Origin of the sequence: Novosphingobium sp. SG751A, from assembly GCF_013149295.1 — a bacterium.
Lineage (GTDB): Bacteria > Pseudomonadota > Alphaproteobacteria > Sphingomonadales > Sphingomonadaceae > Novosphingobium.
The window spans coordinates 295,922-311,028 of record NZ_JABGCB010000002.1 but is presented as its reverse complement, the minus strand read 5'-3'; the positions used below and the strand labels follow the sequence as shown (position 1 = coordinate 311,028).

General features: G+C 62.0%; 14 protein-coding genes and 1 pseudogene. 3 read left to right on the top strand and 12 right to left on the bottom strand.

What is annotated here, in order from left to right:
* Positions 1-3 precede the first annotated feature (3 nt).
* The 6 genes and pseudogenes from nuoE to FHW96_RS03760 form a co-directional block, all read right to left on the bottom strand.
* Positions 4-672, bottom strand: a complete 669-nt coding sequence (nuoE, locus tag FHW96_RS03785; RefSeq protein ID WP_172339215.1) for an NADH-quinone oxidoreductase subunit NuoE — start codon at positions 670-672, stop codon at positions 4-6.
* On the bottom strand, positions 672-1,022 hold the full coding sequence (locus FHW96_RS03780; RefSeq protein WP_371815623.1) for a nuclear transport factor 2 family protein: 351 nt from the start codon (positions 1,020-1,022) through the stop codon (positions 672-674). The genes nuoE and FHW96_RS03780 overlap by 1 nt, the downstream gene beginning before the upstream one ends.
* Positions 1,019-2,233 carry an NADH-quinone oxidoreductase subunit D gene (locus FHW96_RS03775; RefSeq protein ID WP_172339214.1) on the bottom strand — a complete coding sequence of 405 codons (1,215 nt, stop codon included), beginning with the start codon at positions 2,231-2,233 and terminating at the stop codon, positions 1,019-1,021. Before FHW96_RS03775 ends, FHW96_RS03780 begins: the two co-directional genes overlap by 4 nt.
* 11 nt (positions 2,234-2,244) lie before the next feature.
* Positions 2,245-2,856: pseudogene (locus FHW96_RS03770) on the bottom strand (NADH-quinone oxidoreductase subunit C); the annotation flags it as partial.
* An 11-nt stretch (positions 2,857-2,867) separates the two neighbouring features.
* Positions 2,868-3,422: an NADH-quinone oxidoreductase subunit B family protein gene (locus tag FHW96_RS03765; RefSeq protein WP_274173942.1), complete on the bottom strand. Its 555-nt coding sequence runs from the start codon at positions 3,420-3,422 to the stop codon at positions 2,868-2,870.
* Positions 3,419-3,805 carry an NADH-quinone oxidoreductase subunit A gene (locus FHW96_RS03760; protein WP_168602385.1) on the bottom strand — a complete coding sequence of 129 codons (387 nt, stop codon included), beginning with the start codon at positions 3,803-3,805 and terminating at the stop codon, positions 3,419-3,421. The genes FHW96_RS03765 and FHW96_RS03760 overlap by 4 nt, the downstream gene beginning before the upstream one ends.
* A gap of 309 nt (positions 3,806-4,114) precedes the next feature.
* On the opposite strand from FHW96_RS03760, the gene FHW96_RS03755 reads away from it, so the two are divergent.
* Positions 4,115-5,308 (top strand): acetyl-CoA C-acyltransferase, encoded by a 1,194-nt coding sequence (locus FHW96_RS03755; protein ID WP_172339212.1) that lies wholly within the window; start codon positions 4,115-4,117, stop codon positions 5,306-5,308.
* A 236-nt stretch (positions 5,309-5,544) separates the two neighbouring features.
* Here the strand turns inward: FHW96_RS03755 and FHW96_RS03750 are convergent, their stop codons facing one another.
* From FHW96_RS03750 to FHW96_RS03730, 5 genes are all read right to left on the bottom strand, one after another.
* Positions 5,545-6,039 carry an SH3 domain-containing protein gene (locus FHW96_RS03750; protein ID WP_172339211.1) on the bottom strand — a complete coding sequence of 165 codons (495 nt, stop codon included), beginning with the start codon at positions 6,037-6,039 and terminating at the stop codon, positions 5,545-5,547.
* A gap of 162 nt (positions 6,040-6,201) precedes the next feature.
* Positions 6,202-7,608, bottom strand: a complete 1,407-nt coding sequence (locus FHW96_RS03745; RefSeq protein ID WP_172339210.1) for a nitronate monooxygenase family protein — start codon at positions 7,606-7,608, stop codon at positions 6,202-6,204.
* Between the two features lie 180 nt (positions 7,609-7,788).
* Positions 7,789-8,709, bottom strand: a complete 921-nt coding sequence (gene bla / locus FHW96_RS03740) for a class A beta-lactamase (protein ID WP_172339209.1) — start codon at positions 8,707-8,709, stop codon at positions 7,789-7,791.
* Positions 8,709-9,836: a peptide chain release factor 2 gene (gene prfB / locus FHW96_RS03735; protein WP_172339208.1), complete on the bottom strand. Its 1,128-nt coding sequence runs from the start codon at positions 9,834-9,836 to the stop codon at positions 8,709-8,711. Before prfB ends, bla begins: the two co-directional genes overlap by 1 nt.
* A 382-nt stretch (positions 9,837-10,218) precedes the next feature.
* On the bottom strand, positions 10,219-10,773 hold the full coding sequence (locus tag FHW96_RS03730; RefSeq protein WP_172339344.1) for a peroxiredoxin: 555 nt from the start codon (positions 10,771-10,773) through the stop codon (positions 10,219-10,221).
* Positions 10,774-10,868: 95 nt separating this feature from the next.
* On the opposite strand from FHW96_RS03730, the gene FHW96_RS03725 reads away from it, so the two are divergent.
* Both FHW96_RS03725 and FHW96_RS03720 read left to right on the top strand, forming a co-directional pair.
* Positions 10,869-11,723, top strand: coding sequence for an SGNH/GDSL hydrolase family protein (locus FHW96_RS03725; protein ID WP_172339207.1), 855 nt, complete (start codon positions 10,869-10,871; stop codon positions 11,721-11,723).
* Position 11,724: 1 nt separating this feature from the next.
* Entirely contained in the window at positions 11,725-12,480 is a 756-nt protein-coding gene (locus tag FHW96_RS03720) for a metallophosphoesterase (RefSeq protein WP_172339206.1), read from the top strand.
* On the opposite strand, the gene FHW96_RS03715 is transcribed toward FHW96_RS03720, so the two are convergent.
* Positions 12,481-15,093, bottom strand: coding sequence for a penicillin-binding protein 1A (locus tag FHW96_RS03715; protein WP_253950715.1), 2,613 nt, complete (start codon positions 15,091-15,093; stop codon positions 12,481-12,483).
* Positions 15,094-15,107 lie beyond the last annotated feature (14 nt).

Genomic DNA, 15,107 nt, shown 5'->3' with positions numbered 1-15,107 from the left:
GACTTACCACTCCCCCCGATAATCGTGATTTTCGCCCACCATCGCGTGCAGGTTCGAGAGCGCACCGGCCGGTTCAACCGTGTGACGACCCGGTTCCTGCGTCCCCGTCTTGGGGCTCTCGCCGCGCGCCAGAGCATCCAGAATGCCCTCGAAACGATCGGCGGTCAGGTCTTCGTAATTGTCGTCATTGATCTGCACCATCGGCGCTGACGAGCAATTGCCCATGCATTCCACCTCGGTGAAGGTCCAGAGACCATCCTCCGAGACGCCGCCGGTCGGCATCTTCTTGGCCTTGCAGACCGAGATCAGATCGTCCGAGCCACGCAGCATGCAGGGCGTAGTGCCGCAGACCTGCACATGGAACTTTCCGACCGGAACCAGATTATACATGGTATAGAAGGTGGCGACCTCGACCACGCGGATGATCGGCATGTCGAGATAATTCGCGACATATTCCATCACCGGGATCGGCAGCCAGCCCTGCGTGTTCGTTTCCGCGCCCACCTGACGCTGGGCCAGATCGAGCAGAGGCATCGAAGCAGAACGCTGACGCCCCTCGGGGTAACGCGCGACGATTTCCTTAGCCTTGGCCGCATTGGCCTCGGTCCACGCGAAATTGCCCCAACGCGCGCGCAGCTCGGGGCTATCGGGATAGATATGACGATCAGCCATTAGCGGATGAACTCCACGCGAGAGCATTTGTCGCCCTCGAACGAATAGACGGCGATGACTTCGAACGGCTCAACCAGTTCCGAACCATCGCTGGCCGGGCCGCGCGTGACATATTCGCGGAACAGCACATAATTGCCGATGGCCTGCTTTTCGCGGATCTCGGCATGGTTGTGCGGCCACTTGGCAAAAGCGGCGGCCAGACCCGTGCGGGTGCCTTCTTTGCCTTCACGCACCACAGCCCCGCGATAACCCGCTTCGCAGGCATCATCGGTCATATAGGAGACGTAAAGGTCGGCATCCTGCGCGTTATAGGCGGCAATCATCGCCTCGGCGGTTGCGAGATGGCTCACCGGTCGCACTCCCCGAACACGATATCCATCGCGCCAAGGATGGCGGTGATATCGGGCAGCATGTGGCCTTTGGTCATGAAGTCCATCGCCTGAAGGTGCGAGAACGCCGTCGGGCGGATCTTGCAGCGATAGGGCTTGTTCGAGCCGTCCGACACCAGATAGACGCCGAATTCGCCCTTGGGGCTTTCGGTCGCTACATAGACTTCGCCCGCCGGAACGTGGAAGCCTTCGGTGTAGAGCTTGAAGTGATGGATCAGGCTTTCCATGTCCTGCTTCATCTCGGCGCGCTTGGGCGGAGCCACCTTGCGGTCGCTGCTCAGCACCGGGCCGGCAGGCATCTTGGCGATGCACTGCTTGATGATGAGGGCCGACTGGCGCACTTCCTCAACACGGACCATGAAGCGATCATAGCAGTCGCCGCGCGTGCCCACGGGCACTTCGAAATCGACCTGATCATAGGCGTCATAGGGCTGCGACTTGCGCAGATCCCAGGCGATGCCGCTGCCCCGGATCATCGGGCCGGAAAAGCCCCATGCCAGCGCGTCTTCCTTGCTGACCGTGGCGATATCGACGTTGCGCTGCTTGAAGATGCGGTTGTCGCACACCAGGCTCATCGCATCCTCGAACAATTCGGGCATACGCTTGTCGAGCCAGACGCTGATGTCGTCGATCAACTTCTGCGGCACATCCTGATGGACGCCGCCGGGGCGGAACCATGCCGAGTGCATACGGGCACCCGAAGCGCGCTCGAAGAAGTTGAGGCAATCCTCGCGGATTTCAAACAGCCACAGGTTCGGCGTCATCGCGCCCACGTCCATGACGTGCGAGCCGATGTTGAGCATGTGGTTGCAGATGCGGGTCAACTCCGCAAACAGCGTGCGCAGCCACTTGGCGCGCTCGGGCACTTCGATGTTCAGCAGCTTTTCCACCGCCAGAACGTACGAATGCTCCATGCCGAGCGGCGAACAATAGTCCAGCCGGTCGAAATAGGGCAGCGCCTGCAGATAGGTCTTGTATTCGATCAGCTTCTCGGTGCCGCGATGCAGCAGGCCGATGTGCGGATCGATACGCGTGACAATTTCACCGTCCAGCTCGGTGACCATGCGCAACACGCCATGGGCGGCGGGGTGCTGAGGGCCGAAGTTGATAGTGTAATTGGTGATGATTTCATCGCCTGTGGTCGGCGATTCTTCGAGGATCAGACCGCTCATTTGCCTTCCCCAGCTTTCTCGTCGCCCGGCAGCACATAGTCTGCGCCTTCCCACGGCGAGGTGAAGTCGAACTGACGCAGATCCTGCGCCAGACGCACCGGCTCATAAACCACGCGCTTCTCTTCGTTCGAGTAGCGCAGTTCCTGATAGCCCGTCAGCGGGAAGTCCTTGCGGAAAGGATGCCCTTCAAAGCCATAGTCGGTCAGGATGCGGCGCAGGTCCGCATTGCCCGCAAAGACCACGCCATACAGGTCGAACACTTCGCGTTCGAGCCAGCCAGCCACCGGCCAAAGCGTCGTCACGGTCGGAACCGGGGCGACTTCATCGGTGGTGGTCTTGACGATGATGCGGTGATTTTTGGTCAGCGAGAGCAGCATGTAGACGACTTCAAACCGCTCGGGGCGGTTGGGATAGTCGGCGCCGGCGATTTCCACCAGCTGCTGATATTCATGCTTGTCGCGCAGGATGCGCAGCGCATCCTCGACATGCTCGCGCGTCACCGTGATGACGATTTCGCCATGCTCTTCCTTGGACGACTCAACGCGGTGGGCCAGAGCCGCCACCAGCTTGTCGAGAACGCCCTCGTTCGAGCTCCACTTGGGGGCGGAATGCAGAACAGCCATTCGTCCCTCCCTCAACGCTCGATGGTGCCGACGCGGCGGATCTTCCGCTGCAGCTGCATGATGCCATAGAGCAAGGCTTCGGCGGTCGGCGGGCAGCCGGGAACATAGATGTCGACCGGAACGATGCGGTCACAACCACGAACCACCGAATAGGAATAGTGGTAATAGCCACCACCATTTGCACATGATCCCATCGAGATCACATACTTCGGGTTCGACATCTGGTCATAGACCTTGCGCAGCGCCGGGGCCATCTTGTTGCACAGCGTGCCGGCCACGATCATCACGTCCGACTGACGCGGGGATGCACGCGGAGCAGCACCAAAGCGCTCCATGTCATAACGCGGCATATTGACGTGGATCATTTCCACGGCGCAGCAGGCCAGGCCAAAGGTCATCCACCACAGCGAGCCGGTACGGGCCCACTGAAACAGTTCCTCGGTGCTGGTTACCAGAAAGCCCTTGTCGGACACTTCGCTCGACAGGTCGTTAAAGAAACCCTGATCGGGGGCGACCAACTTGCCGTTGGCCGCCATGATCGGTTCAAAGGAGGGATTTGTACTCATTCCCAGTCCAACGCTCCCTTCTTCCACGCATAGGCAAAGCCGATCACGAGTTCGGCAAGAAACACCATCATCGTCAACCAGCCGGCCCAGCCGGTTTCCTTAAGGCTGACCGCCCAGGGAAACAGGAAAGCTGCTTCGAGATCGAAGATGATGAAGAGGATCGCCACGAGATAGAACCGCACGTCAAACTGACTGCGCGGTTCTTCAAAGGCGGGGAAGCCGCATTCATATTCCGAAAGCTTGTCAGCATCCGGCTTGTACGAACCCGTAAGGCGCGACACGAGAATGGGCAAAATGACGAAGGCCGAAGACAGACCAAGCGCGATCCCGAGAAAGATCAGGATAGGAAGGTAGTTCGACAGGTAGTGCGACAGGTCGATCAAGAGCTGACTCGCAGATAAAGTTGAGCTTTGGCGGCCCTAGTCCCCCTTTCCGGGGTGCGCAAGTCTCCTAAAGCCTCAAACTGTGCAGGAGCGAAAAGAAGCTGCCAGAATATCTGCAAGTGCTTCGCAATAGCGTATTTTTCACCTATTTGCGCCACTTCGGGCCATAGACCTATCCCTGATTGCCTTTGCTGCATGGCGACACTATCTCTTGATTCAACAGGCACGCACGCCTGTAACCTCAGGCGCCTATGCGCCTTGCAGCATCAGGCGCAGCACGCGCCTCACATACCGGAGGGTCCAAGTTTCATGGCACAGATTTCCGCTGCTGATCCGATCGTCATTCTTTCTTATGCCCGCACGCCGATGGGCGCGATGCAGGGCAGCCTCTCCGAAGTTTCCGCCACCGAACTTGGCGCCACTGCCGTCAAGGCCGCCGTCGAACGCTCCGGCATCGCTGGTGAGGAATTCGAACGTGCCTATATGGGCTGCGTCCTTCCCGCCGGTCTGGGTCAGGCGCCTGCCCGTCAGGCCGTCATCAAGGCCGGTCTGCCCAAGTCGGTTCAGGCCACCACCGTCAACAAGGTCTGCGGATCGGGCATGCAGACGGTCATCATGGCCTCCGAAGCGCTGGCTGCGGGCAGCGTCGATTTCGTCATTGCGGGCGGCATGGAAAGCATGACCAACGCGCCCTATCTGCTCAAAAAGCATCGCTCGGGCGCACGCATCGGCCATGACACCGCCTATGATCACATGTTCCTCGACGGTCTGGAAGACGCCTATGAAGGCGCCGCAATGGGCAGCTTTGCGCAGGTGACGGCCAATGATTACGGCCTGACACGCGAGGGTATGGACGCCTATTCCATCGAATCGCTGGCCCGCGCCAAGGCTGCCGTGACCGAAGGCCGCTTCATCGACGAAATCGCCCCCGTGACGATCAAGACCCGTGCGGGCGAAGTGGTGGTCGACACCGACGAAGCCCCCGGCAAAGGACGCCCGGACAAGATCCCGGCCCTGAAACCCGCCTTTGCCAAGGACGGCACGATCACGGCGGCCTCCTCGTCCTCGATCTCGGACGGCGCGGCGGCCATGGTGCTGACCCGCCAGAGCGTGGCCGACGCCAAGGGCGCCAAGCCCGTCGCCATCGTCAAGGCCGTTGCCGCCCACGCGCATGACCCCAAGCTGTTCACCACCGCCCCTGTCGGCGCGATCCAGAAAGCGCTGGATCAGGCAGGCTGGACCGTCGCCGATGTCGATCTCTTCGAAGTCAACGAAGCCTTTGCCTGCGTCGCTATGTTCGCGATCCACGACCTTGGCCTCGATCACGCCAAGGTGAACGTTAATGGCGGCGCGACCGCTCTGGGCCACCCCATCGGCTGTTCGGGCGCGCGCATTCTCGTCACGCTGATCGCGGCGCTCAAGGCGCGCGGGCTGAAGAAGGGCGTGGCCGCGCTCTGCATCGGCGGCGGCGAAGGTACGGCCGTGGCGGTTGAACTCGTTTAATTCACCGGCATTTGTTTAAGGGGAGCGCTCTGACGGGGACGTTGGGGCGCTTCTTTTTTGGGCGCTGGGTTTGAATGCCTCCGGCGGGCAAAGGGACTTGTCCCTTTGCAATCCCGATAATGGGGTGGCGCTATGATTGCGGGCGCAGTTGCGGCGGAATGGCTTGCAAGCCTGCCGCACAACGCGAACAGTATCGGGAGCGCGAGGATCTAGACCCTCGCATCTACCCGAAACCTTTAAGGCTTCCCCGCCCCCCACAAACGTCCCTCAGGCACAAACCCCACATGGCGCTCGACATCGATCTGGCACCAGCCATCCTTGCAGCCGCCCAGCCGCCCGACCAAGCCCGGCGCCAGTTTCCACAACAGCGGCGTCCCTTCGCCCGGCCCGGCGTGCATCTCCACAGGCCCCTTGCCCCGGATCAGCGCGGTGGGCGTCTTGTTGAGAAAGCGCATCATCATCCAGCCGCGCGCGCCATCGGGATCCTCAACCAGATACCAGCCCTGAAACAAGCGCAGCACCTTGATCGGCAGGAACTGGCGACGATAAACGAAACGGATCGCATAATCCTCGCCCGGCCCGGTGCGCATATTGACCACCGGATCGCGCAGCGAGCGCCACGCCGGAAATTGCGGGGTCTCGGCCCCCGCCGGACTGGCCGAAAGTGCGGCCACCATAAGGCCCGCCAGCGAGCCGGCGCGGCCAAACTTATTCCAGAATTCATGCAACATAGGTCAACTATAGCCACCTTGGCCCCGCTGCGGCAAGGTGCGCCATACGCAATCTGCCGCAAGGCCGGGCATAAGCGGGCAAGAAAAAGCCCGGCCACGCCTGCGCATGACCGGGCCATTTCGGGTTTGGGCCAATTCGGGTTTGAGCCAAAGGGCCGCCGATCAATCGCCGGTCAGGATGCGATCCACCAACTGCTTCACCGTGGGGGTGAAATTGTTCGAATAGAACGGGTCCTGCTTGAAGCGATAGGCCGCGTGGCCCGCAAACATCAGATTTTCGTTGATGTCACCGCCATGGGCGATGTTCTGCAGGCTCTTCTGGATGCAGAAGCTGCGCGGATCGGCCATGCGGCCCGTGGTCCAGTCGTCATGGTCCTTCCAGCTGGAAAAACCGCAATGCGACAGACAACCCATGCAATCGGCCTGATCCTTGCGAATTTCCTCGCGCTCGGCCTTGGTCACAAAGATCACCGTGTCGTCGGGCGTGCGCAGCGCTTCGACATAGCCCTCGTTCACCCACTGATGCGCGCGGGCGCGGTCGCAGGGCGTGACCCAGAAGTTCTTGCCCTTGACGCCCACGTCAAGCTGCACCGTATGATCGCCCGCTTCCACCTTGGAATAGGGGATCTGGCGCTCGCTGCGCGCAACCAGGCTCATCAGGAAGGGATTCTTGACCGCCGAGGAATAGAAGCCGGTGGGCGAGAACTTGTGCAACAGCACATCGCCCGGCTCGATGGTGCGCAGATGATCCTTCCACGCCTGCGGAATCGGACTTTCCTCGGTCAGCAGCGGACGAGTGCCGAACTGAAACAGGATCGCGCCAAGTTCCGGATTATCAATCCAGTTTTCCCATTCGCGCAGGAACCAGACGCCGCCCGCCATCACGATGGGAACCGTGTCGGGCACGCCCTCGGCACGCATGGTTTCGCGAAGTTGCTTAACGCGGGGATAAGGATCCTGAGGCTTGGTCGGGTCTTCCGCGTTCGACAAACCATTGTGCCCGCCCGCCAGCCAAGGGTCTTCATAGACCACCGCCGCCATCAGTTCGGCCACCTTGTGATAGGCCCGCTTCCACAGCGCGCGGAACGCGCGGCCCGACGACACGATCGGCAGGTAATGCACATTGAAGCGCGCCGCGATTTCCGACAGCTTATAGGGCATGCCCGCCCCGCAGGTCACGCCCGTCACCAGCCCCTTGGTGCGTTCGAGCACGCCTTCGAGAACCTGCTGCGCGCCACCCATTTCCCACAGGACGTTGATGTTGATCGCACCGCGGCCCGAAGCGATGTCATAGGCGCGCTTGACCTGTTCCACCGCGCCATCAATGGCATAGCGGATCAGCTCCTCATGGCGCCCCTGACGGGTCAGCTCATGATAGAGCTGGGGAACGATTTTGCCTTCAGGATCATAGCTGTCGGCGTTAACCGCGCTGACGGTGCCAATGCCGCCTGCGGCCGCCCATGCGCCCGAGCTGGCATGGTTGGTCGCCGCCACACCCTTGCCGCCTTCCACCAGCGGCCAAACCTCGCGACCACCATAAAGGATCGGCTGCAAACCCTTGAAACTCATTGCCTGTAACTTTCACCACAAACCCCGACACACCGCAGAAAGAGAAGCACCCTCCCTCCCCTCTGCGGCCCCGGACTATCCGATCGGGGCTGACCGGATCTTCCAATTGTTCAAATAGCGTTCATAAACCTTTCGGCCAAGCATGCGACTAAAATCCGCATAGCTCGATAGCATTTTGCCTCATTTCCCTTGCAACACAATGGTCTGTGCAACAATCCGCCCGACCTGCGCCAGCACCTCCTCGGCATGCGAATCACCATCGGGCGTAGGCTTGGACGGCCGATAGAAAGCGGCCATTGCAAAGGGCGCGCTCTGCGGCGGCTCCACCCAGGCCAGATCGACATAGGTGCCCGGAATATCCGCGGGCAGGCCCGTTCCGGTCTTGTCTCCGGCCCACCATTCTGCGGGCAACCCCGCGCGAAGGCGTTTGGCGCCGGTGGCGGTCTCATGCATCCAGCCTTTGAGCTTGCCTGCAACCGCAGGCGACAAGGCCCCATGCCTGAACATCTTGAGCAAATTGCCCGTCATCGCCTCGGGCGTGGTGGTATTACGCAAGCTGCCCAAGGGCACGCGATTAAGCGCGGTTTCATAATCGTCGAGCCTGCTGACCGTATCGCCAAGGCTCAACCAAAACCGGTTAACCCGATCGAACCCACCGATCCGCCGCATCAACAGATTGGCCGCGCCATTGTCGGACAGCTTCTGCACCGCCTCGGCGGCTTCTTCCATTGAGATCGCCCCCTGCCCCAGCCGCACCTGCAAGGCAGGCGAATTGGACAGAACATCATCCTTGCCAAAGCGCAGCTTCTCATCGAGCCGCCACTCGCCCTTTTCCGCCCCGCTCAGCACCAGCGCCGCAAGGCTCAGCTTGAAGGATGAGCAAAATGCAAAACGCTCGTTTCCACGCCAATTCACGATGTCGCCTGACGAGAAAGCCACAGCGAAGCCAAGACGCCCGCCATACCGCTGCTCAATATCGCCGCCGAACTGAAGGGTCCATTGCTCGGGCAAAGGTGATAGCGCCCCCGCGCGCGCGCCGGCCAAAGCCCCCGCCGCCAGAGCGCCACCCATAAAATGCCGGCGCCCCAGCACAGGGGTCATCAGTCCACGTCCTCGACGCTGACCTTTTCGCCCGTCACGCGCTGCGACAGGGCGGCGGCCATGAAGGCGTCCACATCGCCGTCCAGCACATCGGCAGGCGTCGGGCTGGTCACGCCCGTGCGCAGATCCTTCACCATCTGATAAGGCTGCAACACATAGGAGCGGATCTGGTGACCCCATCCGATGTCGCTCTTCGAGGCATGTTCTGCATTGGCCGCTTCCTCGCGGCGCTGCATTTCGGCCTCGTACAAACGCGCCTTCAGCATGTTCATCGCTGTTTCGCGGTTCTTGTGCTGGCTGCGGTCGATCTGCGACGCCACGATGATGCCGCTGGGCACGTGGGTGATACGCACGGCCGAATCGGTGGTGTTCACGTGCTGACCACCCGCGCCCGACGCGCGATACGTGTCGATCTTCAGATCCGAGGGATTGATGTCGATTGTAAAGCTGTCGTCGATCACCGGATAGACCCAGACCGAGCTGAACGAGGTATGCCGCCGCGCGCTGCTGTCATAGGGGCTGATGCGGACGAGGCGATGCACGCCGCTTTCGGTCTTGGCATAGCCATAGGCGTTCTCACCCTTGCACAGGATGGTCGCGCTCTTGATCCCGGCCGTATCGCCCGCCTGAAACTCGATCAGATCGACCTTGAAGCCCCGCTTTTCGGCCCAGCGCGTGTACATGCGCAGCAGCATCGAGGCCCAGTCCTGCGATTCGGTACCGCCCGCGCCCGCGTGGATTTCGATATAGGTGTCCATGCCGTCGGCCTCGCCGGCCAACAGCGCCTGCACCTTGTCGCGATCGGCGCGATCGGCCAGAGCGGCCAGAGTCGAGAGACCTTCCTCAACGGTGGCCTCATCGTCCTCCATCTCGCCCAGTTCGATGAACTCGATGGCGTCCTTCATTTCGGCCGAAATCTGGTTCACCGCGCCGATGGAGGCTTCCAGGCGGCGGCGCTCCTTCATCACCTTTTCGGCTTCCTTCGGATTGTCCCAGAGCTTGGGGTCCTCGACGCGCGCGTTCAGCTCGTCAAAGCGGCGCAGCGCGCGCTCCCAGTCGAGAAACTTGCGGACGAGCGCCAGCGCTGCATCGATCCGGTCAATATGGGCCTGCCCTTCGGCACGCATCGTCAATACCCTTAGCTTATATCCAAACCACGGCGCGTTAGCCGGATTGAGGGGAAAGTAAAGGGAAAGCGTCAGAGCCCCCTTGCGTTATTCGCCGCAGGCGCCCCGGCCCGCGCGACCCCATCGCGATCAATGCCTGCCCGGCGTGATCAGCGGCGCCAGCATCAACAGGGAAATCAACGAGGTGCGCAGCGTCAGATTGTTAAACACAGCTTGCATCATTGCGAGCCTCCATGGTCGGTTTCCAGAAAATCAAACGCCCGTAATCAGACGCAAAACCCTCATGACCCAAACCGGCCCGCGCGCCCATTCGCACAATGCGAAGGTCCCAAAACGGGATGGCCGGGCGAAGAAATCTTAATCCCCCCGCCCGGTTCCTGCCTCAATGCTTGGCCAGACCCTGCACGGTTGCCAGCGTCTTGGACACGTGATCCTTGTAATCCATGTCGGTGAAGGCCAGCTTGATCTTGCCATCCTTGCCGATGACATAAGAAGTGCGCTTGGTCACCGCCGCCGAGAGGCCGGGAATGGAAAGCGCTACGTCATAATTCTTGATGATGCCGGCGTCGGCAATCGCCACCGGGAATTTGTCGCGGCATTCCATCGTCGAAAACTTTTCCAGCGTGGGCAGATCGTCCGCCGACATGCCGATCACCATCGCGCCCGCCTTGGCGAAATCTTCGGTGGCCTCGGCAAAGGCATGGGCCTCCAGCGTGCAGCCCTTGGTAAAGGCCTTGGGATAGAAATAGACCACGACCGGCCCGTTCTTCAGCGCCTTTTTCAGGTCGAAAGTGAAGGGCTTGCCCGCCTTTGCCCCCTGCGTCACAAAGGCCGGGGCAGCAGCCCCCACGGCCAGTTCGGCATGGGCCGGGGCGGACAACATGGCGGCGGCGGCAAAAGCGGCCAGCGCCGGGGCGAGCAGGTTGCGGGGGTGCATCATGGCGGCGGAGAATGTCCCACATGCCCCCTTCTGTCCAGAGCACGCGCAGGATATCTTGCCAGCGGGGCGATAATCGGCAAATCCTGTACATTATGAAAAAACAAAACCTGATTGCGCTCTCGCTCGTCCCTGTACTTGGGTCCGCCCTTCTGCCTTCTGCGGCATTTGCGAGCGCCCCCTATGTCGCCATGGGCAGTTCCTATGCCGCAGGCCCCAACATCGGCCAGAGCGCCGATACGCCGCCCAACCGCTGCGCCCGCTCGGCCAGCAATGCGGCGCATATTTTCGCGCAAAAGGCCGGGCTGGCCTTGCAGGACGTTTCGTGCAGCGGGGCAACCACCGCGCATATTCTGGGTCCGTGGAATGAATTGCCCGCACAGGTCGATGCGCTGGACGCCGGCACGCGATTGGTGACGGTGACAATCGGCGGCAATGATCTGGGCTATATGACCGCCATCGGCAAATTGCGCTGTCCGGCTCTGAGCGCTGAGGAACGCGGACGTTATTTCCCCAATGGCTGCACGCCCTTTGCACCGCTGACCGAGGAGGCCAAGGCCAAGCTGGCCGGCGACATGGACCGGATGATCGCCACCATCCACCAGCGCTCGCCCAAGGCGCGCGTGCTGATCGTGCAATATTTCTCGCTGATGCCCGCCAAGGGCAATTGCCCCGCCACCGGCCTGTCGGACGAGGGAGTGGCCCAGATCCGCCCCATCGCCAAAACGCTCAGCGCCATCACTGAGGCCTCGGTACGCCCGTATCGCAGCTTTGCCCGCACCGTCGCGCTCGACCGCGCCTCGGCGGATCACGGCATTTGCGGTGCGGCGCCTTGGTCGAACGGCGGCAGCCCCGATATGGCCAAAAAGGACGGGGTCAATTATCACCCCAATCAGGCCGGAATGGCGGCCGCGGCCGCGCTGATCGGGGCGGCCTATCGCGCGCGGTAACATGCATTTCGCGGCCGTTTCCGACATTCACGGCAATCTGCCCGCGCTCGAGGCGGTGATTGCCGACATCGCCGCGCGCGGAATCGGGCAGGTCGTCAATCTGGGCGACAGTCTCTCCGGCCCGCTCTGGCCGCGCGAAACGGCGTTACTGTTGATGGCGCTGAACTGGCCCACTCTGGCGGGCAATCATGAGCGGCAATTGCTGACCATCGACCCGGCCGAAATGGGGCCGACCGACGCTGCCGCTCATGCCGCCATTGACGATGACATCCGGGCATGGATGGCCGCCATGCCCGGCACGATGGAATGGCCCGGCCCCAACCCTTCAAGCAATGTTTTGCTGTGCCATGCCACGCCTGATAGCGACGACACCTACTGGCTCCACCGTCGCCGAAAAGGCAGTCGCGGGCGGATGCGCGAATCCACACATGAGGAGATCATGCCCCATGCCAGCCATCATGCGCTGACGCTCTGCGGCCATACGCATATGCCGCGAGCCGTCACCCTGCCCGATGGCCGCCAGATCGCCAATGCGGGCAGCGTGGGCCTGCCCGCCTATGAGGACAATGTGCCATCATGGCATGTGGTGGAAACCGGCACGCCCGATGCGCGATACTTAAGCGCGCAATTGGCCGATGGGCGCTGGCACGTCACGCTGCACGCGGTCGCCTATGACCACGAAAGCGCGGCGCGGCGGGCCGAGGCGATGGGCCGCGCCGGATGGGCGCGGGCCCTGCGGACCGGCAAGATGGGCTGATTACTGCTCGACCACCACGTCCTCGCCATCGCTGTGCTGGAACACACGGCCGCCCAGAGCGTCAAACCCGCGCCGGATTGCCTCCAGCAATTCGCTGCGCTTGGCCGCGACCTGCTCCTGACGGCCCACGCGCTGCGGCTCGGTTTCCGGCTTGAAGGCCTCCCAGATGACTTCCGCCTTGGGATCATCGCCCGGCGTGCCGCCAAACACGCGCTGGCCGGTGGCGCGGCTGATCTTCATCATGCGAATGCCCGGCGGGGCCACAAAGGGCGTGTGATCCCAGCGCGTCTTGGTCAATTGCACGAATTGCTTGAAGATCGGCGCAGCATAAGTGCCGCCCTGCGCATAGCCACCCAATGACTTGGGCTGGTCATAGCCAATATAGACGCCGCCCACGATCTTGGGCGATCCGCCCACAAACCACACATTGGTAGGCCCCGTGGTCGTGCCGGTCTTGCCGAACAGGGGCAGGCCCAGATCGCGCAGCGTCACCGCCGTGCCGCGCTGAACCACGCCTTCGAGCATATGGACCGTCTGATAGGCGGTGCGCGCATCCATCACCTGATGCCCGCGCGGGGCAAAGCGCGGCATCGGCTTGCCGTCCCAGTCGGGCATGTTGCAGCCGTTGCAGGCCCGCTCGTCGGCGCGCCAGACGACCTTGCCGTTGCGGTCCTGAATAAAGTCCACAAAGGTCTGTTCGTGCTGAACCCCGTTCGAGGCCAGCGCCGAATAGGCATTGACCATCTGGGCCACGGTGGTTTCGCCCGCGCCCAGCGCAAAGCCGAAATAGGGCGGATATTTGCCGATGCCCATATTGGCAAAGGTCTTGACCACCTTGTCCATGCCCACATCATTGGCGATGTGAACCGTCATCAGGTTGCGCGACTGTTCAAGGCCCCAGCGCATCGTGTGGATGCCGCCCACGCCCCGGCTGTCAAAGTTGCGGAAGCATTTTTCGCCCAGATTGGCGCCCTGATAGACGCAGAAGGACTGGTCGGCGACCATGCTGGCGGGCGTCATGCCATTGTCGAGGCCGGTGGCATAGACGAAGGGCTTGATGGTCGAGCCGGGCTGGCGCTGGGCCTGTGTGGCGCGGTTGAAAGCGTCGAGCCCATCGTCGAACCCGCCCGCGACGGCCAGCACGCGGCCCGTGCCGGGTTGTTCGACCATCATGCCGCCGCCAACGCCGGGCAGCAGGCGCAGGCCATAGGCCCCGCCGCCAACGGGTGCGGCCGTCACGACATCGCCAACCCGCACCGGATCGAGCAGACCCGTCAGCGTTGCGGTGCTGCCGTCGGTAAAGCCGATCTGGCCATTGCCGCCCCGACGCAGGACCACGCCAACGCGCCAGTCCTTGTACGCAATCGTCTTGTTCAATCCGATCAACTGGCTCTGCCAATGTTCGGGGTCAAGCTCGATATGAGCGATCGGCCCGTGCCAACCCTTGCCGGCCGAATAGCGCAACAGGCCCCCGCGCAGGGATTCCTGCGCCGCTTTCTGCAATTCGGAATCGAGCGAGGTGCGCACCCACAGCCCGCCCGCATAGACGCTGTTGGGGCCATTTTCGGCGTTCTCGCCATATTTGGCGATCAGCTGGCGGCGCACTTCCTCGACGAAATAGCCCACAGATGGGTCATAGGTTTCCACCCGGCGCTGGATCAGGCCCAAAGGCTGCGCCTTGGCATTGGCGGCGGCGGCGGCATCGGCGGCGCCATTCTTGACCATCTGGTCCAGCACCCAGTTGCGGCGCGCAATCGCCTTTTCGGCGAATTTGGCGCGGCCATAGACTTCGGGCGCCTTGGGCAGGATGGCGAGGAAAGCGGCCTCATGCAGCTCCAGCTTGTCCACGTCTTTGCCGAAATAGGCGCGCGCGGCGGCCTGTACGCCAAAACTCTGGCGGCCCAGCGGGATTTCGTTGAGGTAAAGCTCAAGGATCTGCTGCTTGTTCAGCACGCCCTCGATGCGAAAGGCGACGATCATTTCCTTGAGCTTGCGGCTGACCGAATATTCATCGCCGATCAGGATGTTCTTGGCCACTTGCTGCGTGATGGTCGAACCGCCGCGCGCACGCTCGCCACTGCCATATTTCAGCGCGTAATCGACCACCGCCTGACCCAGGCCGATGAAATCGACCCCGCTGTGATGGAAGAAATTCTTGTCCTCGGCCGAGAGGAACGCATTCACCAATTGCTTGGGGAAATCGACATAGCGCAATTGGACGCGCCGCTCGCGGGCATAGGAATAGACGATGCCGCCATCATTACCGCGCACCATCGTGGGCAAAGGCGGCTGATAGGTCAGCAAAGTATCCGCCGAGGGCAGCGTGCGCAGCACCGTTACATAGAGCAGCAGCCAAAAAGCCACGGCCAGCCCCAGCACCAGCGCACCGATGCGAAACAGCCGCCCGCTTTGCCAGCGCGCGCCGAACCACGCGCCAAAACGCCCCGTTATCGGCCCCAGAAAAGCCAGCGCCCCCAGAAAAGACAATGGGCGCGCCAGCATGCGGCGCCATGCCCCGCCCGCCTGACGGCGGATACGCAGGTGAGAGTTTTCATTCTGATCGGGCGAATTGTTCGGATCAGAACCGGGCTGGGAAGGATCGCTGGGCGCCATAGACTTGCGCCCCT

Coding starts and splice junctions, on each gene's coding strand:
- nuoE (WP_172339215.1), bottom strand. CDS start 672: ATGGCTGATCGTCATATCTATCCCGATAGCCCCGAGCTGCGCGCGCGT.
- FHW96_RS03775 (WP_172339214.1), bottom strand. CDS start 2,233: ATGAGCGGTCTGATCCTCGAAGAATCGCCGACCACAGGCGATGAAATC.
- FHW96_RS03765 (WP_274173942.1), bottom strand. CDS start 3,422: ATGAGTACAAATCCCTCCTTTGAACCGATCATGGCGGCCAACGGCAAG.
- FHW96_RS03755 (WP_172339212.1), top strand. CDS start 4,115: ATGGCACAGATTTCCGCTGCTGATCCGATCGTCATTCTTTCTTATGCC.
- FHW96_RS03750 (WP_172339211.1), bottom strand. CDS start 6,039: ATGTTGCATGAATTCTGGAATAAGTTTGGCCGCGCCGGCTCGCTGGCG.
- FHW96_RS03745 (WP_172339210.1), bottom strand. CDS start 7,608: ATGAGTTTCAAGGGTTTGCAGCCGATCCTTTATGGTGGTCGCGAGGTT.
- bla (WP_172339209.1), bottom strand. CDS start 8,709: ATGACCCCTGTGCTGGGGCGCCGGCATTTTATGGGTGGCGCTCTGGCG.
- prfB (WP_172339208.1), bottom strand. CDS start 9,836: ATGCGTGCCGAAGGGCAGGCCCATATTGACCGGATCGATGCAGCGCTG.
- FHW96_RS03730 (WP_172339344.1), bottom strand. CDS start 10,773: ATGCACCCCCGCAACCTGCTCGCCCCGGCGCTGGCCGCTTTTGCCGCC.
- FHW96_RS03725 (WP_172339207.1), top strand. CDS start 10,869: ATGAAAAAACAAAACCTGATTGCGCTCTCGCTCGTCCCTGTACTTGGG.
- FHW96_RS03720 (WP_172339206.1), top strand. CDS start 11,725: ATGCATTTCGCGGCCGTTTCCGACATTCACGGCAATCTGCCCGCGCTC.
- FHW96_RS03715 (WP_253950715.1), bottom strand. CDS start 15,093: ATGGCGCCCAGCGATCCTTCCCAGCCCGGTTCTGATCCGAACAATTCG.